Below are 14,936 nucleotides of genomic sequence, written 5' to 3' on the forward strand. Positions count from 1 at the left end.
GGCCTGGCGGGCGTGCTCGGCGTTCTGGCGCACGGTGGAGGTCAGTTCCTCCATCGAGGCGGCGGTCTCTTCCAGGTTGGCGGCCTGCTGCTCGGTACGGCGCGACAGGTCGCTGTTGCCGGACGCGATCTCGCCAGCGGCCAAGGTGATGCTGGAGGCACTGGCCTGGATCTGGCCGACGATCTGGGTCAGCTGTGCGACGGTGGTGTTGGCGTCGTCACGCATGCGCGCGAACACGCCGTTGAACTGGCCGTCCATGCGTGCGGTCAGGTCGCCGGCGGCGATCGACTGCAGCAGCTGCGAGAGCTGGCCGAGGTTGCCGTCGGCCACCTGCATCATGCTGTTGAGCTGCTCGATCATCACGCGGAAATCGTGATCGAAACGCTGCGCATCACCGCGCTGGCTGAAGTCGCCGGCGGCGGCGGCCGAGGCCAGCTGCTGGATCTGCGTGTTGATGGCCAGCAGGCTGGCCTTGGCCGCGTCCATCGACTCGTGCAGGATCGCGCGGCTGCCGGGCAGGCGGCGGGCGTCCGGGGCGAGGTTGCCGATGGCGTACTGGTTGAGCACTTCAATGGCATCGACGATCGCATCGAGGTGTTCGAAGATCACCGTGTTGATGCCGCTGGCCAGCTGGCCGTAGACGCCCGGGAAGTCTTCCGGAATACGGTGGCTGATGTCCGGGCCGGCATGCATCTGTGCCATCAGCTGGGTCTGTTCGCTGAAGCGGCGCAGCATCGCGGTCATGTCGGCGGTGGCCGCCAGCATGCGGCCAGCCTCGTCCTTGCCGGTGCTCTGGGTGGTGACGCTGAGGTCGCCGCGTGCGACGGCCTGGATGGCGTTCACGGCCTTGCCCAGGGGGCCGGTCACTGCACGTGAGATGACGATGGCCAGCGCAGCGGCCACAAGGGACAGCAGGACGATGCAGCCGATGATGGCGATCATGCTGTTGCGATGGGTGGCGTTGGCGTCGGCGATCTTGCCGTCCATCTGGCCGGCGATGTGGGTGCCCAGCGCCTTCATCGCAGCGAACAGGTCGCGACGCGCCGGGCGCGACTGCTCGTCGGAGATCTGCTGGGCCCGAGCGCCATCACCGGCGGCCACGGCGTCGCGCATCGCCTTGTTGGCGGCGAAGTAGCGGTCCAGCTGTGCGCTGGCCGCGCGATAGAGTTCACGCTCCTTGGCCAGCGCCGGCAGCGCCGAGTACGCGGCCAGCTCGTCATGCACGGCCTTGGCGGTGTCGTCCATGCGCTTGTTGTAGTCGGCGACCTTCTCCGGCTGGTCGAGCATGCTCAGCTGTGCAAGTTCATAGGTGCGGAATTCCCCCAGCTGCGAGCGCGCCTCGCCCAGGTGCTGGACCGAGGGGATGTCGTTGCCAGCCATCTCGCGCAACTGCGCGTTGGCTTCGCTCAGGCGCAGCAGTGCGAAGGCGCCGAGGATCAGGGTCATCAAGGTGGTGAGGGTGAACCCCACGGCCAGCTTGCGGGCGATGGGCAGATCTTGGAACCACTTCATGCAGGGTGCTCCAGGTGGGCAGAGTGCCGGCGTCTGTGCGCCGGTTCGGGGGTGGTTGCAGAGCGAACGGGGGTGCCCGGTGGGGTTCGGTGACGACCGTCATTGCGAAATAACGGCGCCGTCCGCGTGGACTTTATGGACTCAGATCACATTCGGTTGCGTAGGGATGACAGCGCGAAAGCGTTGCAGCGGCGTGCTTTCGCTTGGATGAAGTAATTGCGCCCGCAACCATCATGGCGACGGAGTTCACAGAAGGGATGGGGTCAGAGCTCTTTCCTGCGGAAAGGGATCCGACCCCCTTGGCAGAGCGCGCACAAACAAAAACCGCCGCCCCGAAGGGCGGCGGTCCAGTACACGCATGCGGCGTGGATCAGGCGGCCTGCGGCATCCGCAACGAGCGCACCAGTCCGCCGATGTCGACGATCAACGCGACGCGGCCGTCGCCAAGGATGGTGGCACCGGACACCCCGCCGATACGGCGGTAGTTGTTCTCGATGTTCTTCACCACCACCTGCTGCTGGCCGACCAGTTCATCCACTTCCAGTGCGATCTTCTGGCCATCGCCTTCGACCACGACCACCAGCGATTCACTGCCCGGCGCACGGTTGCCGTAGCCGTAGTACTCGCTCAGCGAGAGGATCGGCAGGTACTCGCCACGTACGCGCAGCACGCGGCCTTCGCCGGCCATGCTGCGAATGTCCTCGGCCTGCGGCTGCAACGCCTCAAGCACATAGGCCAGCGGCAGGATCAGGGTTTCGCCGGCAACGGCCACGGTCATGCCGTCGAGGATGGCCAGGGTCAGCGGCAGGCGGATCAGCGTGCGGGTGCCAGTACCCAGGCTGCTTTCGATCTGGACCTCACCGCCCAGTGCCTGGATGTTGCGGCGAACCACGTCCATGCCGACGCCACGCCCGGACAGGTCGGTGACCGCATCGGCAGTGGAGAAGCCTGGCTGGAAGATCAGGTCCCAGACCTGCGAATCGGTCGGGTTGTCCGGTACGGCCAGGCCGCGTTCGGTGGCCTTGGCCAGGATCTTGGCGCGATCCAGGCCGCGGCCGTCGTCGCTCACTTCAATGACGATATGGCCGCCCTGGTGCGAAGCGGCCAGGGTGATCGTGCCGGTTTCGTCCTTGCCCGCGCCGCGACGCACGTCGGGCATTTCCAGGCCGTGGTCGATCGAGTTGCGCACCAGGTGCACCAGTGGATCGGCGATTTTCTCGATCAGCCCCTTGTCCAGCTCGGTGCCCTCGCCGACGGTGCGCAGGCGCACCTGCTTGCCGAGGCGGCTGGACAGGTCGCGGACCAGGCGCGGGAAGCGGCGGAACACCGCGTCGACCGGCAGCATGCGCACGCCGATCACCGCTTCCTGCAGATCGCGGGTGTTGCGTTCCAGCTGGTCCAGGCCGGCGAACAGGCTCTCGGCGTGGACCGGGTCCAGCGCGTGCGAGACCTGCTTGAGCATGGCCTGGGTGATGACCAGTTCGCCGACCAGGTTGATCAGCGCATCGACCTTGTCGACGCTGACGCGGATCGACGTTTCGGCTTCCTGGGTGGCAGCACCGCCGGCGGCAGGCGCAGCAGGCGCTGCCGGCACGACGGCAGCAGGTGTGGAAGGGGATGCAGCAACGGGCGCCTGGGTTGCCAGGCTCGGCGGCGCGGCCGGACGGATGTCCAGTTCGCAGTCGTCCAGCACCCAGGCGAAGGTGTCTTCGATCTTGCTGCGCGGCACCTTGCCGACCAGGCCCAGGTCCCACGCCAGGTGGGCCTCGAGCGGGTCGAGCTGGGCGAAGCCCGGCAGGCGTTCCATGCGCGCGGCCACCTGCAGCGAGCCGAGGTGTTCCAGTTCGCGGATGATGCGCAACGGGTCGTTGCCGCTCATGAACAGCGAGGGTGCCGGGGTGAACCCGATCTGCCAGGCTTCCGGCGTATCGTCCACCTTGGCTGCGGCAGCGGCCGGCGCGCTCGGTGCGGCCTGGCCGGAGAGAACGGCTTCGAGGCGCGCCTTCACTGCGGCGACCGCAGCGGGGTCTGCGGCCTGGCCATGTTCGGCTTCGCGCAGCAGGGCGCGCAGTACATCCACCGAGGACAGCATGGCATCGACGGCATGGCCTTCCAGGGCCCGCTTGCCGGCACGCAGCTCATCGAGCAGCGTTTCCAGCACGTGGGTCAGGCCGGCGATGGCATCGAAGCCGAAGGTGCCGGCGCCGCCCTTGATCGAGTGGGCGGCGCGGAACACCGAATTGATGATCTCCGCGTCCTGCTGCCCCGATTCCAGGGCCAGCAGGCCAGCCTCCATCGCGTCGAGGCCTTCGCGGCTCTCCTCGAAGAAGGTGGCGTGGAAGCGTTGCAGGTCCATGCTCATGGCAGTGGTGGTCCGGAAGCGAAGAAGGGGAGCGGTGCGGGGCGATCAGCCCAGCACTTTCTGCACGGTGGCGACCAGCTGTTCCGGATTGAACGGCTTGACCAGCCAACCGGTGGCACCGGCGGCCTTGCCTTCGGACTTCTTGTCGGCGGCCGATTCGGTGGTCAGCATCAGCAGCGGGGTGAACTTGTAGTCCGGCAGCTGGCGCAGTTCGCGGATCAGCGCGATGCCGTCCATGTTCGGCATGTTGACGTCGGTGACCACCGCGTTGAAGCGCTGGCCCTTGGCGCGACCCAGCGCGACCGCGCCGTCTTCGGCTTCTTCGACGGCAAAACCGGCCGAGGTGAGGGCGAAGGAAACCATCTGGCGCATCGACGCCGAATCGTCCACCACCAAGATACGTGCGCTCATGCAGCGTTCTCCACAGATTTCAGGTTGTCATGGGTTACGTCCAGGCCCAGGGCCTGGGTGACGCCCAGCAGGCGTGCGGCGTCACGGAAGGTTGCGGTGCAACCGTGGAAGCCGGTGCCCAGGCCTGCATCGCGGCGGGCCTGCACGAATGCACACAGCACCTGCACGGCGGCCGTGTGGATGCGGGCGACCTGGCTTGCATCCAGGGTCAGCTCGCCTGCCTGCGCCACCAGCGGGGCGAGGCGGTTCTTGAGCTCGGTGCTGCTCTCGATGCCGAGATCCTCACCCAGTTCGACAGTGCTCATCGTTGCTCCGGACAAACGGTTCCGTGATCCATAACGGCACCCCGGCGGGGTTCTTTAGAGGAATCGACGCGGTGCGTCGATGCGGTCGCAGCTGAAAAGGGGACGGCGGGGATCAAGTCGCAAGCGACCTGGCTCTACTGCAGCCCCCTCGGCAACGGCGACCGCGCAGTGGGGACGCAAGGTGTTGATCCAACGGATCAACTCCTTGCGTCCCCGACAGGCACCGCTTCGGCGCAAAGCGCCGAGCCACTTGCGACTTAATCCCCTCCGTCCCCTTTTTTCCAGATCAACTCAGCAGCCGTGTGGCGTCCAGCAGGATCATCGGGCGCTGGCTGACCCGGGCGACGCCGCGGAACAGATCATTGGAGATCTGGCAGATGCGGGCGGTATCCGGGGGTTCGATCTGTGAATCGGTGAGGTTGGCGACATCTTCCACTGCCGACACGCGCAGGCCGATGGTCTCGCCGTCCTCTTCCAGCACCACGATGCGGGTCTGGGCATCGTCTTCTGCCGCTGCGGCGCCGAGGTGCAGGCCGAGGTCCATCACCGGCACCACCTGGCCACGCAGGTTCATGATCCCGAGCATCGCCGGTGCCGTGCCACGCAACGGCAGCAGTGGCACCGGCAACACCACTTCCTGCACTTTCAGCAGTTCCAGCGCATAGGCCTGGGTCCCGCAGCGCAGGCGCAGCCAGCGCGAGGTGCGCTCGCCGGCGCGGCGGTTCTGCGGGTGCGGGCTGCTGGCGGGCTGGTGCGCCTGCGCCTGCAGCTCCTGCCAGGTACCGGGACGGTTGGTGGCCGGGGCATCCAGGGCAACGCGGGGCGGCGGCGCGGCGGCAGCACGCGCGACCGGGGCGGGCGCGGGTGCAGCGCGCGGTGCCGGGGGCGCAACCACGGCCGGTGGCGGCGTGGGGACATCCTCGCCACCCGCAGCGGCTTCGAACGCAGCCTGCAGACCGGGGCTGTCAGTGTGGGCGAGCTGATGGCTGTCGGCCGCGTCGGTCTCGTAGATCACTTCGTCGGGCAGGTCGTCCCAGGTGGGCTCCGGGCCGGCCTGGGCCGGGGTCGTCTCGTGGATCACCTCGTCAGGCAGGTCATCCCAGGTCGGTTCGCGCTCGGGAGCGGCGACCGGCATTGCGGCGGCCTCGAAGGCGGCTTCCAGTGCTGCCTCGTCCTGTGCCGGGGCAGCGGCAACAGTGCCCGTCTCATAGATCACTTCGGCGGGCAGATCGTCCCAGGTGGGTTCGCGCTCGGCCGTTGTGGCCGCCTCGAAGGCGGCTTCGAGCGCGGCGTTGTCCACGGCAGGCCCCGCGGCAACGGTGTCGGTTTCGTAGATCACCTCGGCCGGCAGGTCATCCCAGGTCGGCTCGCGTTCCGGTTCCGATGTGCTGTCCGGAGCCGGGGCGGCGCTGTCCGGCGTTGGCAGCACGACGGCCGCCGGGGCGATCGCTTCGCCCAGCAGTTCGTCCAGGTAGTCGTCCAGTACGCCGGTGCTGTTCATGCGGCCTGCTCCAGGGCACGGGCATCCTCAACGAGGATCCAGTTCAGTGCGCGGCGATAGGCGGCCAGGCCGCGGCCCGGGTAGTCCTCACCAACGCTGGGCAGGGTCAGGCCTGCGGCATTGCTGATGCGGGTGTCGATCGGGATGGCGTCTTCCCACACGCGGGTGCCATGGCGATCCTGCATCGTGCGCAGCGACTCGTTGCCGGCGCGGGTGCGGCGGTCGAACAGGGTCGGCAGGATCGAGATCGGCAGCGGGCGGCGGCGCGAGCGCTCGACCATCTCGCCGGTGCGGACCATGCCGTCCAGGCCATGCAGGGCCAGCGGCTCGGCCTGGGTGGGAATGATCAGGCGGTCGGCAGCGGCCAGTGCGTTGATCATCAACAGGCCAAGGGTGGGGGCACAGTCCAGCAGGATGTAGTCGTGCTGGCCCTGGTGACGCGCCAGTGCGTTCTGCAGGGCCAGGCCGAGGCCGGGCTGGTTGGCGCTGCGGCGCTCCAGCGTGGCCAGCGCCGACTGCGCGCAGACGTAGTCCAGGCCGTGGATGCTGCTGGCATGGCACAGGCTGGAAAGATCGGCCGGCGGGGCGCCGAACAGTTCCAGCACGCCCGCCGGCGGCGGATCCACCGGCACGCCGAAGGCGCGGCTGAGCGAGGCATGCGGATCGAGGTCGATCAGCAGCACGCGATGGCCAAGCGCGGCCAGGCCGCGGCCGAGGGCGAGGGTGGTGGTGGTCTTGCCGACTCCGCCCTTCTGGTTGGCGACTGCCCAGATGCGCATCGGTTTACTCCTTCATTGCCGGGGGAACGGCGGCGCCGACGCGGCTGCCAGCCGGCACCGGCGGCAACTTCACCGGTGCGATGGGGGAGGTGGGGGCGGTAGCCGGAGTTGCGGCGGCTTGTTCGGTGGTGTTGTCGTCGACGGCGCCGGTGGCCGCATTGAGGCGCTGGCCAAGCGGATCCACCGAATGCGAGGTGTCGGCCAGAATGATGACCATCACCCGGCGGTTGCGGTTGCGCCCCTGCGCGCTGTCGTTCTCTTCGCGCGGACGGAACTGGCCATAGCCAACCATCGCCAGCCGTGATGGCTGCACGCCCTGGTCGGCGAACAGGTGCACCACGCTGGCGGCGCGTCCGGCCGACAGTTCCCAGTTCGAAGGGAAGGTGGCGGTGGCGATCGGCACGTTGTCGGTATGGCCTTCCACGCGCACGCTGTTGGGCACGTCGCGCAGCACCTCGGCCAGGCTGGCCAGCGTCTGCCGTGCATGCACGTCCAGCGCGGCCGAGCCGGTGGGGAACAGGATGTCGCTGTTGATCTCCACTTCGATCCACAACTCGGTGCGGCGCACGCTGATCATGCCGCGGTCGATCAGCGGTGCCAGCGCGGCGGTGAGGCGGTCGGCGATGCTGTTGAGCTGGCGCTCGGCACGGGCGATCTGTTCCTGGTTGTGCACGGAGACCGGCATGCGCATCTGCGAGGCCATCGACGGCAGCAGGGTCGGGTCGTGCGACGGCGCGGGCGCGGAGGGGCCGATCTTGGTGCCGGACTTGATCACCGAGGGGCTGTCCCAGCCGCCACCCTGCACCTGCTTGTTACCCACCTGCACCGGATTGATGGTGCGCGGTGCGCCGCCGAAGGCATCGGTGAGCGCGTCGGCCATGATCCGGTACTTGCCCTCGTTGACCGAGGAGATCGCGTACATGACCACGAAGAAGGCGAGCAGCAACGTCATCAGGTCGGCATAGGGGATCGCCCATGCTTCATGGTTGGCGTGCTCTTCGTGGTGCTTGCGGCGGGCCATGTCAGTGCAGGAAGCCGGAGAGGTTGGTTTCGATGTTGCGCGGGTTCTCGCCCTGGGCGATCGAAATCAGGCCTTCGATGACCATTTCGCGGTCGCGGGTGTTGTGCGAGATCACACTCTTGAGCTTGGCGGCGATCGGCAGGAATAGCAGATTGGCCGAGGCGATGCCGTAGATGGTGGCGGTGAACGCGGCGGCGATGCCGTGGCCGAGTTTGCTCGGGTCGGCCAGGTTCTTCATCACCGCGATCAGGCCGAGCACGGCACCGATGATGCCGAGCGTGGGCGCGTAGATGCCCATCGCTTCGAAGACCTTGGCACCGGCCTGGTCCTGGTGCTCCTGGCTGCCCAGTTCGATCTCCAGCATGTGACGCATCGATTCGGGTTCAACGCCGTCCACCAGCAGCTGCAGGCCCTTGCGCAGGAACGGGTCCTGCTGCGCTTCCACCTGCGATTCCAGGCCCAGCAGGCCCTGGCGGCGGGCGATGTTGCTCCACTCGACGATCTGCTGGATCAGTTCGCGGCGATCGCTGTGCGGCGGGCGCACGACCCAGCGCACGATCTTGAACGCATGCTTGAACACCGCCGGCGAGGTGTGAAGCAGGATCGCGGCAACGGTACCGACGATGACGATCACGAACGCCGCAGGCGACCACAACGACGCCAGGCCAGCGCCCTTGAGGATGCTGCCACCGACCAGCGAGGCCAGGGCGAGAAAGAGTCCAATGAGGCTGAGTCTATCCATGGTTCCGGTATCGGCTTGTATGAATGGGACTTGAGACACCGGGAGAATGCGTACAGACGGTAGTCACAGTTTTCGGGTCGCCGGGCCATGCCCGGCGGCGTTCAGCGTATGCCGTCCACGTCCAGGATCAGTGCCATGCGACCATCGCCGATCAACGTTGCACCGGCATAACCGCGCAGGCCGCGCAGGGCTTTTGGCAGTGGCTTGATGACCACTTCCTCGCGCCCGCGCACCTGGTCCACGACCAGGCCGAAGCGCGCTTCGCCGGCCTGCAGCACCACGATGGTCAGCAGGGTTGACGCGGCCGGCGTCACATCCAGCCACTGGCGCAGGTCGACCAGCGGCAGGGTGTGCGAGCGGCGATCAAGCACGGCGCGGCCATCGAACCAGCCCAGCGAGGTGCGCGGCGCGTGCAGCACTTCCATCACGCGTGCCAGCGGTAGCGCGTAGACGTCCTCGCCGGCCTGCACCAGCAGGGTCGGCAGGATCGCGAGGGTGAGCGGCACGCGGATCAGGAAGCGGCTGCCACGACCCAGTTCCGACTGGATCTGGATCTGGCCGCTCAGTTCGCGGATGCGCGACTGCACCACGTCCATGCCGACGCCACGGCCGGAGATGTCGGTGACCTGCTGCTTGGTCGAGAAGCCGGGCAGGAACACCAGGTGCAGGCATTCCTCGCTGCTCAGGCGGGCGGCGGCTTCCGGATCGATCAGGCCTTTCTCACGCGCCTTCGCGCGCAGCTTCTCCGGGTCGATGCCGGCGCCATCGTCCTGCACCTCGATGCTGACGTAGTCGCCTTCCTGCTGCGCCGACAGGCGTACATGGCCCATCCGCGGCTTGCCTTGTGCTTCGCGCAGGTCGGGCATTTCCACGCCATGGTCGATGGCGTTGCGGACCAGGTGCACCAGCGGATCGGCCAGTGCTTCGACCAGGTTGCGGTCGAGTTCGGTTTCGGCGCCGACCAGCTCCAGGTCCACTTCCTTCTTCAGCGAGCGGGCGACGTCGCGGGCGACCTTGGGGAAGCGCGAGAACACCTTGCCCACCGGCTGCATGCGGGTACGCATCACCGCCGACTGCAGGCGGGCAGTGGCGATGTCCAGCGTCGATACGGCGCGGTCCAGCTCCTCGTCGCGCAGGCGTGCACGCAGGGTCTTCAGGCGGTTGCGGGAAAGCACCAGTTCGCCGATCAGGTTGACGATCGCATCCAGGCGCTTGGTGTCCACGCGCACGGTGTGCTCGGCCTCGGCCATCGGCTTGGGCGCCGGCTTGGCGGCGGGCGCCGGTACGGGCGCTGGGCGCGGTGCAGCGGCAGGTGCCGCCGCGACGGTGGCAGCAGGCTTCGCGCCTGGCGCAGCGCCGCCGTGCAGCTGGTCCAGCAGCGCTTCGAACTCGTCTTCGCTGATCAGGCCGTCGTCGGCCTTCCTGGCCGGCGCGACCGCGGTCGGTGCGTTGCCGCCATGCAGCTGGTCGAGCAGGGCCTCGAATTCGTCGTCGGTGATCAGGTCGCTGCCAGCTGCCGCAGGGGCGGCCGCAGCGACCGGCGCGGCAGTGCCACCGTTCATGTCGAACTGCGCGATCAGGTCCGGCGGCGCATAGCCTGGCTCGGTGCCGGAGGACACGGCGTCCAGCATCGACTGCAGGTAGTCCAGCGATTGCTGGGCGGCGTCGAAGTGGTGGGCCTGCAGCACCGCCTGCCCGGCACGCGCGATGCCCAGGGCCTCTTCAGCGGCGTGGCACAGTTCGACCATCGCGGTAACGCCAAGGAAGCCGGCACCGCCCTTGAGCGTGTGGTATCCACGGAACACGGCGTTGAGCTGCTCGGTGTCCTGCGGTGCCTGCTCCAGCGACACCAGCTGTTCGCCCAGGCGATCCAGGATTTCCTGTGCCTCGATGATGAAATCGGCAGTGATGTCGTCGGATACCGCGCTCATGCTTACAGCCCCAGATCCGACAACAGGTCGTCGGCGTCGTTCTGCGAGACCGCGTGGCGGTCCAGTCCCTTCAGTGCCGGCCCGGCCAGTTCCGGGTCGGTGCGATGCTGTTCCGGCGGCAGGCCGAGTGCGCCGAAGCCCTCGTGCACGCGGCGGACGATGCCGACCACGCGACGGATGATCTGCCCGGTCAGGTCCTGGTAGCTCTGGGTCAGGGCGATCTCGGTCAGGTTGTGGCGGATGCGCTCGAGCTGCGCGTCCTGGCCCGGCTGCAGGCCTTCAGCACGCAGCTGTTCGGTCAGGCTGCGGCATTCCTCGGCCAGGTCCAGGGTGCGGTGCGTGGCCTGTTCGGTCATTGCCACCACGTGGTCCAGGCGTGCGCAGGCGTCGTCCAGCTCACCGGCCTCGCTGGGCACGGTCGGCAGCTCACCCAGTGCCTGCCCCAGCTCGCGGGCCAGCCGCGAGAGGCCGCTCATCATCGGCTGCGTACGCAGCGCGACCAGTCCGTCGATGCGCTGCCGCCAGGCGGCCTCGTCACCGGACTCGAGTGCGTCCAGGGCTTCCTGCAGGCGCAGGGAGAGGGCGCTCTTGTCGACCGTGGTATCCATCAGGCGCTGGCCGCCAGGCGTTCGAAGATCTTGCCGAGCTTCTCTTCCAGCGTCTGCGCAGTGAACGGCTTGATGATGTAGCCGTTCACGCCGTTCTGGGCGGCTTCGATGATCTGTTCGCGCTTGGCTTCGGCGGTGACCATCAGCACTGGCAGGGTCTTCAGCTTGGCATCGGCACGGATCGCCTTCAGCAGCTCGATGCCGGTCATCACCGGCATGTTCCAGTCGGTGACCACGAAATCGAACGGCTGGCTCTGCAGCAGCGACAGCGCGGCATGCCCGTCCTCGGCTTCGGCGGTATTGGTGAAGCCCAGATCGCCCAGCAGGTTCTTGACGATCCGACGCATGGTCGAGAAGTCATCGACGATCAGGATGCGCATGTTCTTGTTCAAAGCAGAGTTCCTTTGTTGTTCATTCCGGGCGGCCGGGGGCAGCCGCCTCGGGCATGTTCATTCTTCCAGGCCGGCGTCCGCCGCCTCGAAAATCTTGAGCCGGCCACGCAGGCGCAGCACCGCCTGGCCGTGGATCTGGCAGACCCGCGACTCGCTCACGCCGAGCACCGCGCCGATCTCCTTCAGGTTCAGTTCCTGCTCGTAGTAGAGCGAGAGCACCAGCTGTTCGCGCTCGGGCAGGTGGCCGATGGCCTTGCCCAGCTCGCGGCCGAACTCACCACGCTCCAGTACCTGCTGCGGGGTCGGGCCGCCCTGGGCGACGGTGTCCAGCTCGCCCTGGTCCTCGATGCGCGACTCCAGGCTCAGCACCTGGCCACGGGCGGCGTCTTCCATCAACCGCAGGTATTCGGGCAGCGGCATCTCCATCGCTGCGGCCACTTCGGTGGCGCTGGCGGCGCGGCCGCTGCTCTGTTCCAGGCGGCGGATGGTGGCGGCGGCATCGCGTGCACGGCGGTGCACCGAGCGCGGCACCCAGTCGCCACGGCGGATCTCGTCGATCATCGAACCGCGGATGCGGATCGAGGCATAGGTCTCGAACGAGGCGCCCTGGTCGGCGTCGTAGCTGCGCGACGCTTCGATCAGGCCCATCATGCCGGCCTGGATCAGGTCGTCCACTTCAACGCTGGCCGGCAACCGCGCGGCCAGGTGGTGGGCGATGCGCCGCACCAGGTCCGAATGCTGGGCGATGACCTCGTTGGCCGCCGAGCGCTGGACTTCCCTGTACTGGGCTGCGCCTTTCATGCGGCCACCCCGCGCTGCTTGAGGATGCGCTCGAGGAAGAACTCGACGCCGCCACGCGGTTCGGTCGGCGCCTGCCAGCGTGCGGTGCGACGCGCGATCTCGGTGATCGCCAGCGCGGCCGGGCTGGACGGGTAGGCCTTCACCACCGGCTGCTGGCGCTGCACCGACAGGCGCAGCCAGTCGTCCTGCGGCACGCAGCCCAGGTAGTTCAGCGAGACATCGGCGAGGAATTTCTCGCAGACGCGGGTCAGCTTTTCGTACAGCACGCGGCCCTCGTTGGGGTCGCGCACCATGTTGGCCACTACCTGGATGCGGTCCACGCCGCGTTCGCGCGACAGCACCTTGATCAGCGCGTAGGCGTCGGTGATCGAGGCCGGCTCGTCACAGACCACCACCACGGTGTCCTGCGCGGCCTGGCAGAAGGTCAGCACGCCGTCGGTGATGCCTGCGGCGGTGTCCACCACCATGATGTCCAGTTCGCGTTCCAGCTCGGAGAACACGTTGACCAGGCCGACGTGCTCGGCCGGGGCCAGCTCGGCCATGTGCCGGCGGCCGGACGCGGCCGGCACCACCAGCACGCCGTTCGGGCCTTCGACGATGACGTCGTCCAGCGAGCAGCGGCCGGCGACCAGGTCGGCCAGCGTGAAGGTCGGGTTCAGCCCCAGGATCACGTCGATGTTGGCCAGGCCCAGGTCGGCGTCCAGCAGCAGCGTGCGCTTGCCCATCCCGGCCAGTGCCACCGCCAGGTTGGCGGACACATTCGTCTTGCCCACGCCGCCCTTGCCGCCAGTGACGGCAATGGTGCGCACAGGGCCGAGCGGCTCGCTGCGGGTGGCCGACAGCGGGAAGGTCTTGGTCAGCTTGGCGTACTCACGCGACGGCATGGTTCAACTCCGGGTTGCAGGGCATATCGGCCGCGCGGCGCAAATCTTCAAGGCGAAGTACGAGATTGGCCGCACTGGCCCGGTGCAGGTCCTCCGGAACGTCCTGGCCATCGGTCACCCAGTTGATCGGGAGGGCGTGGTCCACGGCCACTGACAGGGCGTTGCCGAAGCGGCCGGTCTCGTCCAGCTTGCTCAGCACCAGGCCCTGCAGGTTGGCGGCGCCGAAGCGGCGGACCACCTCGTCCATGTCGCCGAAGCTGGTGTTGGCCGGCAGCACCAGCAGGGTGCGTACCTGGCGGGCGGCGCGCAGCCACTGCAGCTGCGCGGCCAGCGCGCGGTCGCGCGGGCCCAGGCCGGCGGTGTCGATCAGCACCAGCTTGTAGTCCTTCAGGCGTTCCAGCAGCTGGTCCAGGTCGGTGCCGCTGTTGGCCTCGTGCACCGCGATGCCGAGCTGGCGGCCGTAGCCGTACAGCTGCTCGCGGGCGCCGATGCGGGTGGTGTCGGTGGTCACCAGGGCCACATCGCGCGGCGCATGCTTCTCGGCGAAGCGCGAGGCCAGCTTGGCGATGGTGGTGGTCTTGCCGGCGCCGGTCGGGCCGACCAGGGCGATCACGCCGCCTTCTTCCAGCGGGTCGACCGGGGCGATCGGCAGCTTGCGCGAGATCAGCCCCAGCATCAGGCCGCGGCCACGATGGGCTTCGGTCTCCAGCGGGATCTGCATGGCCACGTCGCGGGCCAGCCCGGCGTCGAAACCGTACTCGTCCATCAGGTCCAGCGCGGTGGCGCGCACCGGGCTGCCACGCAGGCGCTCGTCGGTGAAGCGGTTCATCTCGCGCTCGATCACCTGGCGCATGCCGGCCACTTCCTGGCGCAGCTGGCGGATCTCGGCGTCGTCCTGGGCAACCACGGTCAGCGTCGGTGCCGGGGCCAGCATGGGGGCCGGGCTGGCTTCGCCGGCGGCTTCGGCCGCTGCCGGTTCGCTGGCGGCGATCCCGGGCTGCGCTTCGGTCACGGCAGCGGTCGGCAGCGGCGGCGGCTGCACTGCCGGGGCCACGCTTTCGTGATGCATGTCGCGCGGCGGGTCGATCTGGAAGCGGGCGCGGTTGGCCGGCACGGTGGCGGCCGGCGCAACGATGGCCTCGGCGAATGGAGCGAAGCTCTGTTCGGGCAGCGCCGGTTCGTTGACGGCGGCGCGCGCCAGGGTGGCGGCGAAGCCAGTGCTGCCACGGGTCGGCACGATCTCGTCTGCGCTGTCCAGGGTGCGGCCGGTGGCCCCAACGGCCGCACGGGCGAGGGCGGCCACGGCCGAGGTGGTGGCGGCGACCGGTTCCGGCGCGGGGGTGCTGCTGCGGCGGCGGGTGACCGCGGCGATCACCGCGTCGGCGGCGGTGCGTGGCTTGGGTGCCGGCGGCGGTGCGACATCACGGCGCGAGGCTTCCAGTGCACGCTGCACGGCGCTCTCGTCGTAGTTGGCCGCGGCGACGATCTCGACGCCTTCCTCGATCCGGCGGTTGGACAGGATCACGGCGTCAGGACCATGTTCCTTGCGCACCAGGTTCATGGCCGAGCGCATGTCGGCGGCGACGAATCGTTTGATTTTCATGCTGTGGTCACGGGACGAAGACGGCGGGGTGGCGGTCGGAGAACTCGGGTGGTCGGTGGTCTGCACGGTGCGGGTTCCCCTTGG

General features: G+C 68.3%; 14 protein-coding genes. All 14 read right to left on the bottom strand.

Going from position 1 to position 14,936, the window contains the following annotated elements; translation table 11 throughout:
* Positions 1-1,512: HAMP domain-containing methyl-accepting chemotaxis protein (locus AC5P7E_RS19940; protein ID WP_143566766.1), on the bottom strand; the 1,512-nt coding region annotated here is incomplete at its 3' end.
* A gap of 370 nt (positions 1,513-1,882) precedes the next feature.
* Entirely contained in the window at positions 1,883-3,874 is a 1,992-nt protein-coding gene (locus tag AC5P7E_RS19945) for a chemotaxis protein CheA (protein WP_005409520.1), read from the bottom strand.
* A gap of 45 nt (positions 3,875-3,919) precedes the next feature.
* Positions 3,920-4,285 (bottom strand): response regulator, encoded by a 366-nt coding sequence (locus AC5P7E_RS19950; protein ID WP_005409521.1) that lies wholly within the window; start codon positions 4,283-4,285, stop codon positions 3,920-3,922.
* Entirely contained in the window at positions 4,282-4,590 is a 309-nt protein-coding gene (locus AC5P7E_RS19955; protein ID WP_012480094.1) for an STAS domain-containing protein, read from the bottom strand. The genes AC5P7E_RS19950 and AC5P7E_RS19955 overlap by 4 nt, the downstream gene beginning before the upstream one ends.
* Positions 4,591-4,876: 286 nt before the next feature.
* Positions 4,877-6,091: a chemotaxis protein CheW gene (locus AC5P7E_RS19960; RefSeq protein WP_012480095.1), complete on the bottom strand. Its 1,215-nt coding sequence runs from the start codon at positions 6,089-6,091 to the stop codon at positions 4,877-4,879.
* Complete coding sequence (locus AC5P7E_RS19965; RefSeq protein ID WP_012480096.1) at positions 6,088-6,870, bottom strand: ParA family protein; 783 nt, start codon at positions 6,868-6,870, stop codon at positions 6,088-6,090. Before AC5P7E_RS19965 ends, AC5P7E_RS19960 begins: the two co-directional genes overlap by 4 nt.
* 4 nt (positions 6,871-6,874) lie before the next feature.
* Complete coding sequence (gene motD / locus AC5P7E_RS19970; protein WP_012480097.1) at positions 6,875-7,891, bottom strand: flagellar motor protein MotD; 1,017 nt, start codon at positions 7,889-7,891, stop codon at positions 6,875-6,877.
* A gap of 1 nt (position 7,892) precedes the next feature.
* The gene (locus AC5P7E_RS19975; RefSeq protein ID WP_005409527.1) at positions 7,893-8,633 is read right to left on the bottom strand and encodes a flagellar motor protein; all 741 of its coding nucleotides are present in this window, start codon (positions 8,631-8,633) and stop codon (positions 7,893-7,895) included.
* A gap of 101 nt (positions 8,634-8,734) precedes the next feature.
* Positions 8,735-10,564, bottom strand: coding sequence for a chemotaxis protein CheA (locus AC5P7E_RS19980; RefSeq protein ID WP_012480098.1), 1,830 nt, complete (start codon positions 10,562-10,564; stop codon positions 8,735-8,737).
* A gap of 2 nt (positions 10,565-10,566) precedes the next feature.
* Complete coding sequence (locus AC5P7E_RS19985) at positions 10,567-11,172, bottom strand: protein phosphatase CheZ (protein ID WP_012480099.1); 606 nt, start codon at positions 11,170-11,172, stop codon at positions 10,567-10,569.
* Positions 11,172-11,564: a chemotaxis response regulator CheY gene (cheY, locus tag AC5P7E_RS19990; protein WP_005413247.1), complete on the bottom strand. Its 393-nt coding sequence runs from the start codon at positions 11,562-11,564 to the stop codon at positions 11,172-11,174. Before cheY ends, AC5P7E_RS19985 begins: the two co-directional genes overlap by 1 nt.
* 57 nt (positions 11,565-11,621) lie before the next feature.
* The gene (locus AC5P7E_RS19995) at positions 11,622-12,365 is read right to left on the bottom strand and encodes an RNA polymerase sigma factor FliA (RefSeq protein ID WP_005413248.1); all 744 of its coding nucleotides are present in this window, start codon (positions 12,363-12,365) and stop codon (positions 11,622-11,624) included.
* Positions 12,362-13,249, bottom strand: coding sequence for a MinD/ParA family ATP-binding protein (locus AC5P7E_RS20000; RefSeq protein WP_005409532.1), 888 nt, complete (start codon positions 13,247-13,249; stop codon positions 12,362-12,364). The genes AC5P7E_RS19995 and AC5P7E_RS20000 overlap by 4 nt, the downstream gene beginning before the upstream one ends.
* Complete coding sequence (flhF, locus tag AC5P7E_RS20005) at positions 13,236-14,852, bottom strand: flagellar biosynthesis GTPase FlhF (protein ID WP_114618428.1); 1,617 nt, start codon at positions 14,850-14,852, stop codon at positions 13,236-13,238. Before flhF ends, AC5P7E_RS20000 begins: the two co-directional genes overlap by 14 nt.
* Positions 14,853-14,936 lie beyond the last annotated feature (84 nt).

The sequence above is a fragment of the Stenotrophomonas sp. YJH_SMC_25 genome, assembly GCF_059369595.1.

Coding starts and splice junctions, on each gene's coding strand:
- AC5P7E_RS19945 (WP_005409520.1), bottom strand. CDS start 3,874: ATGAGCATGGACCTGCAACGCTTCCACGCCACCTTCTTCGAGGAGAGC.
- AC5P7E_RS19950 (WP_005409521.1), bottom strand. CDS start 4,285: ATGAGCGCACGTATCTTGGTGGTGGACGATTCGGCGTCGATGCGCCAG.
- AC5P7E_RS19955 (WP_012480094.1), bottom strand. CDS start 4,590: ATGAGCACTGTCGAACTGGGTGAGGATCTCGGCATCGAGAGCAGCACC.
- AC5P7E_RS19960 (WP_012480095.1), bottom strand. CDS start 6,091: ATGAACAGCACCGGCGTACTGGACGACTACCTGGACGAACTGCTGGGC.
- AC5P7E_RS19965 (WP_012480096.1), bottom strand. CDS start 6,870: ATGCGCATCTGGGCAGTCGCCAACCAGAAGGGCGGAGTCGGCAAGACC.
- motD (WP_012480097.1), bottom strand. CDS start 7,891: ATGGCCCGCCGCAAGCACCACGAAGAGCACGCCAACCATGAAGCATGG.
- AC5P7E_RS19975 (WP_005409527.1), bottom strand. CDS start 8,633: ATGGATAGACTCAGCCTCATTGGACTCTTTCTCGCCCTGGCCTCGCTG.
- AC5P7E_RS19980 (WP_012480098.1), bottom strand. CDS start 10,564: ATGAGCGCGGTATCCGACGACATCACTGCCGATTTCATCATCGAGGCA.
- AC5P7E_RS19985 (WP_012480099.1), bottom strand. CDS start 11,172: ATGGATACCACGGTCGACAAGAGCGCCCTCTCCCTGCGCCTGCAGGAA.
- AC5P7E_RS19995 (WP_005413248.1), bottom strand. CDS start 12,365: ATGAAAGGCGCAGCCCAGTACAGGGAAGTCCAGCGCTCGGCGGCCAAC.
- AC5P7E_RS20000 (WP_005409532.1), bottom strand. CDS start 13,249: ATGCCGTCGCGTGAGTACGCCAAGCTGACCAAGACCTTCCCGCTGTCG.
- flhF (WP_114618428.1), bottom strand. CDS start 14,852: ATGAAAATCAAACGATTCGTCGCCGCCGACATGCGCTCGGCCATGAAC.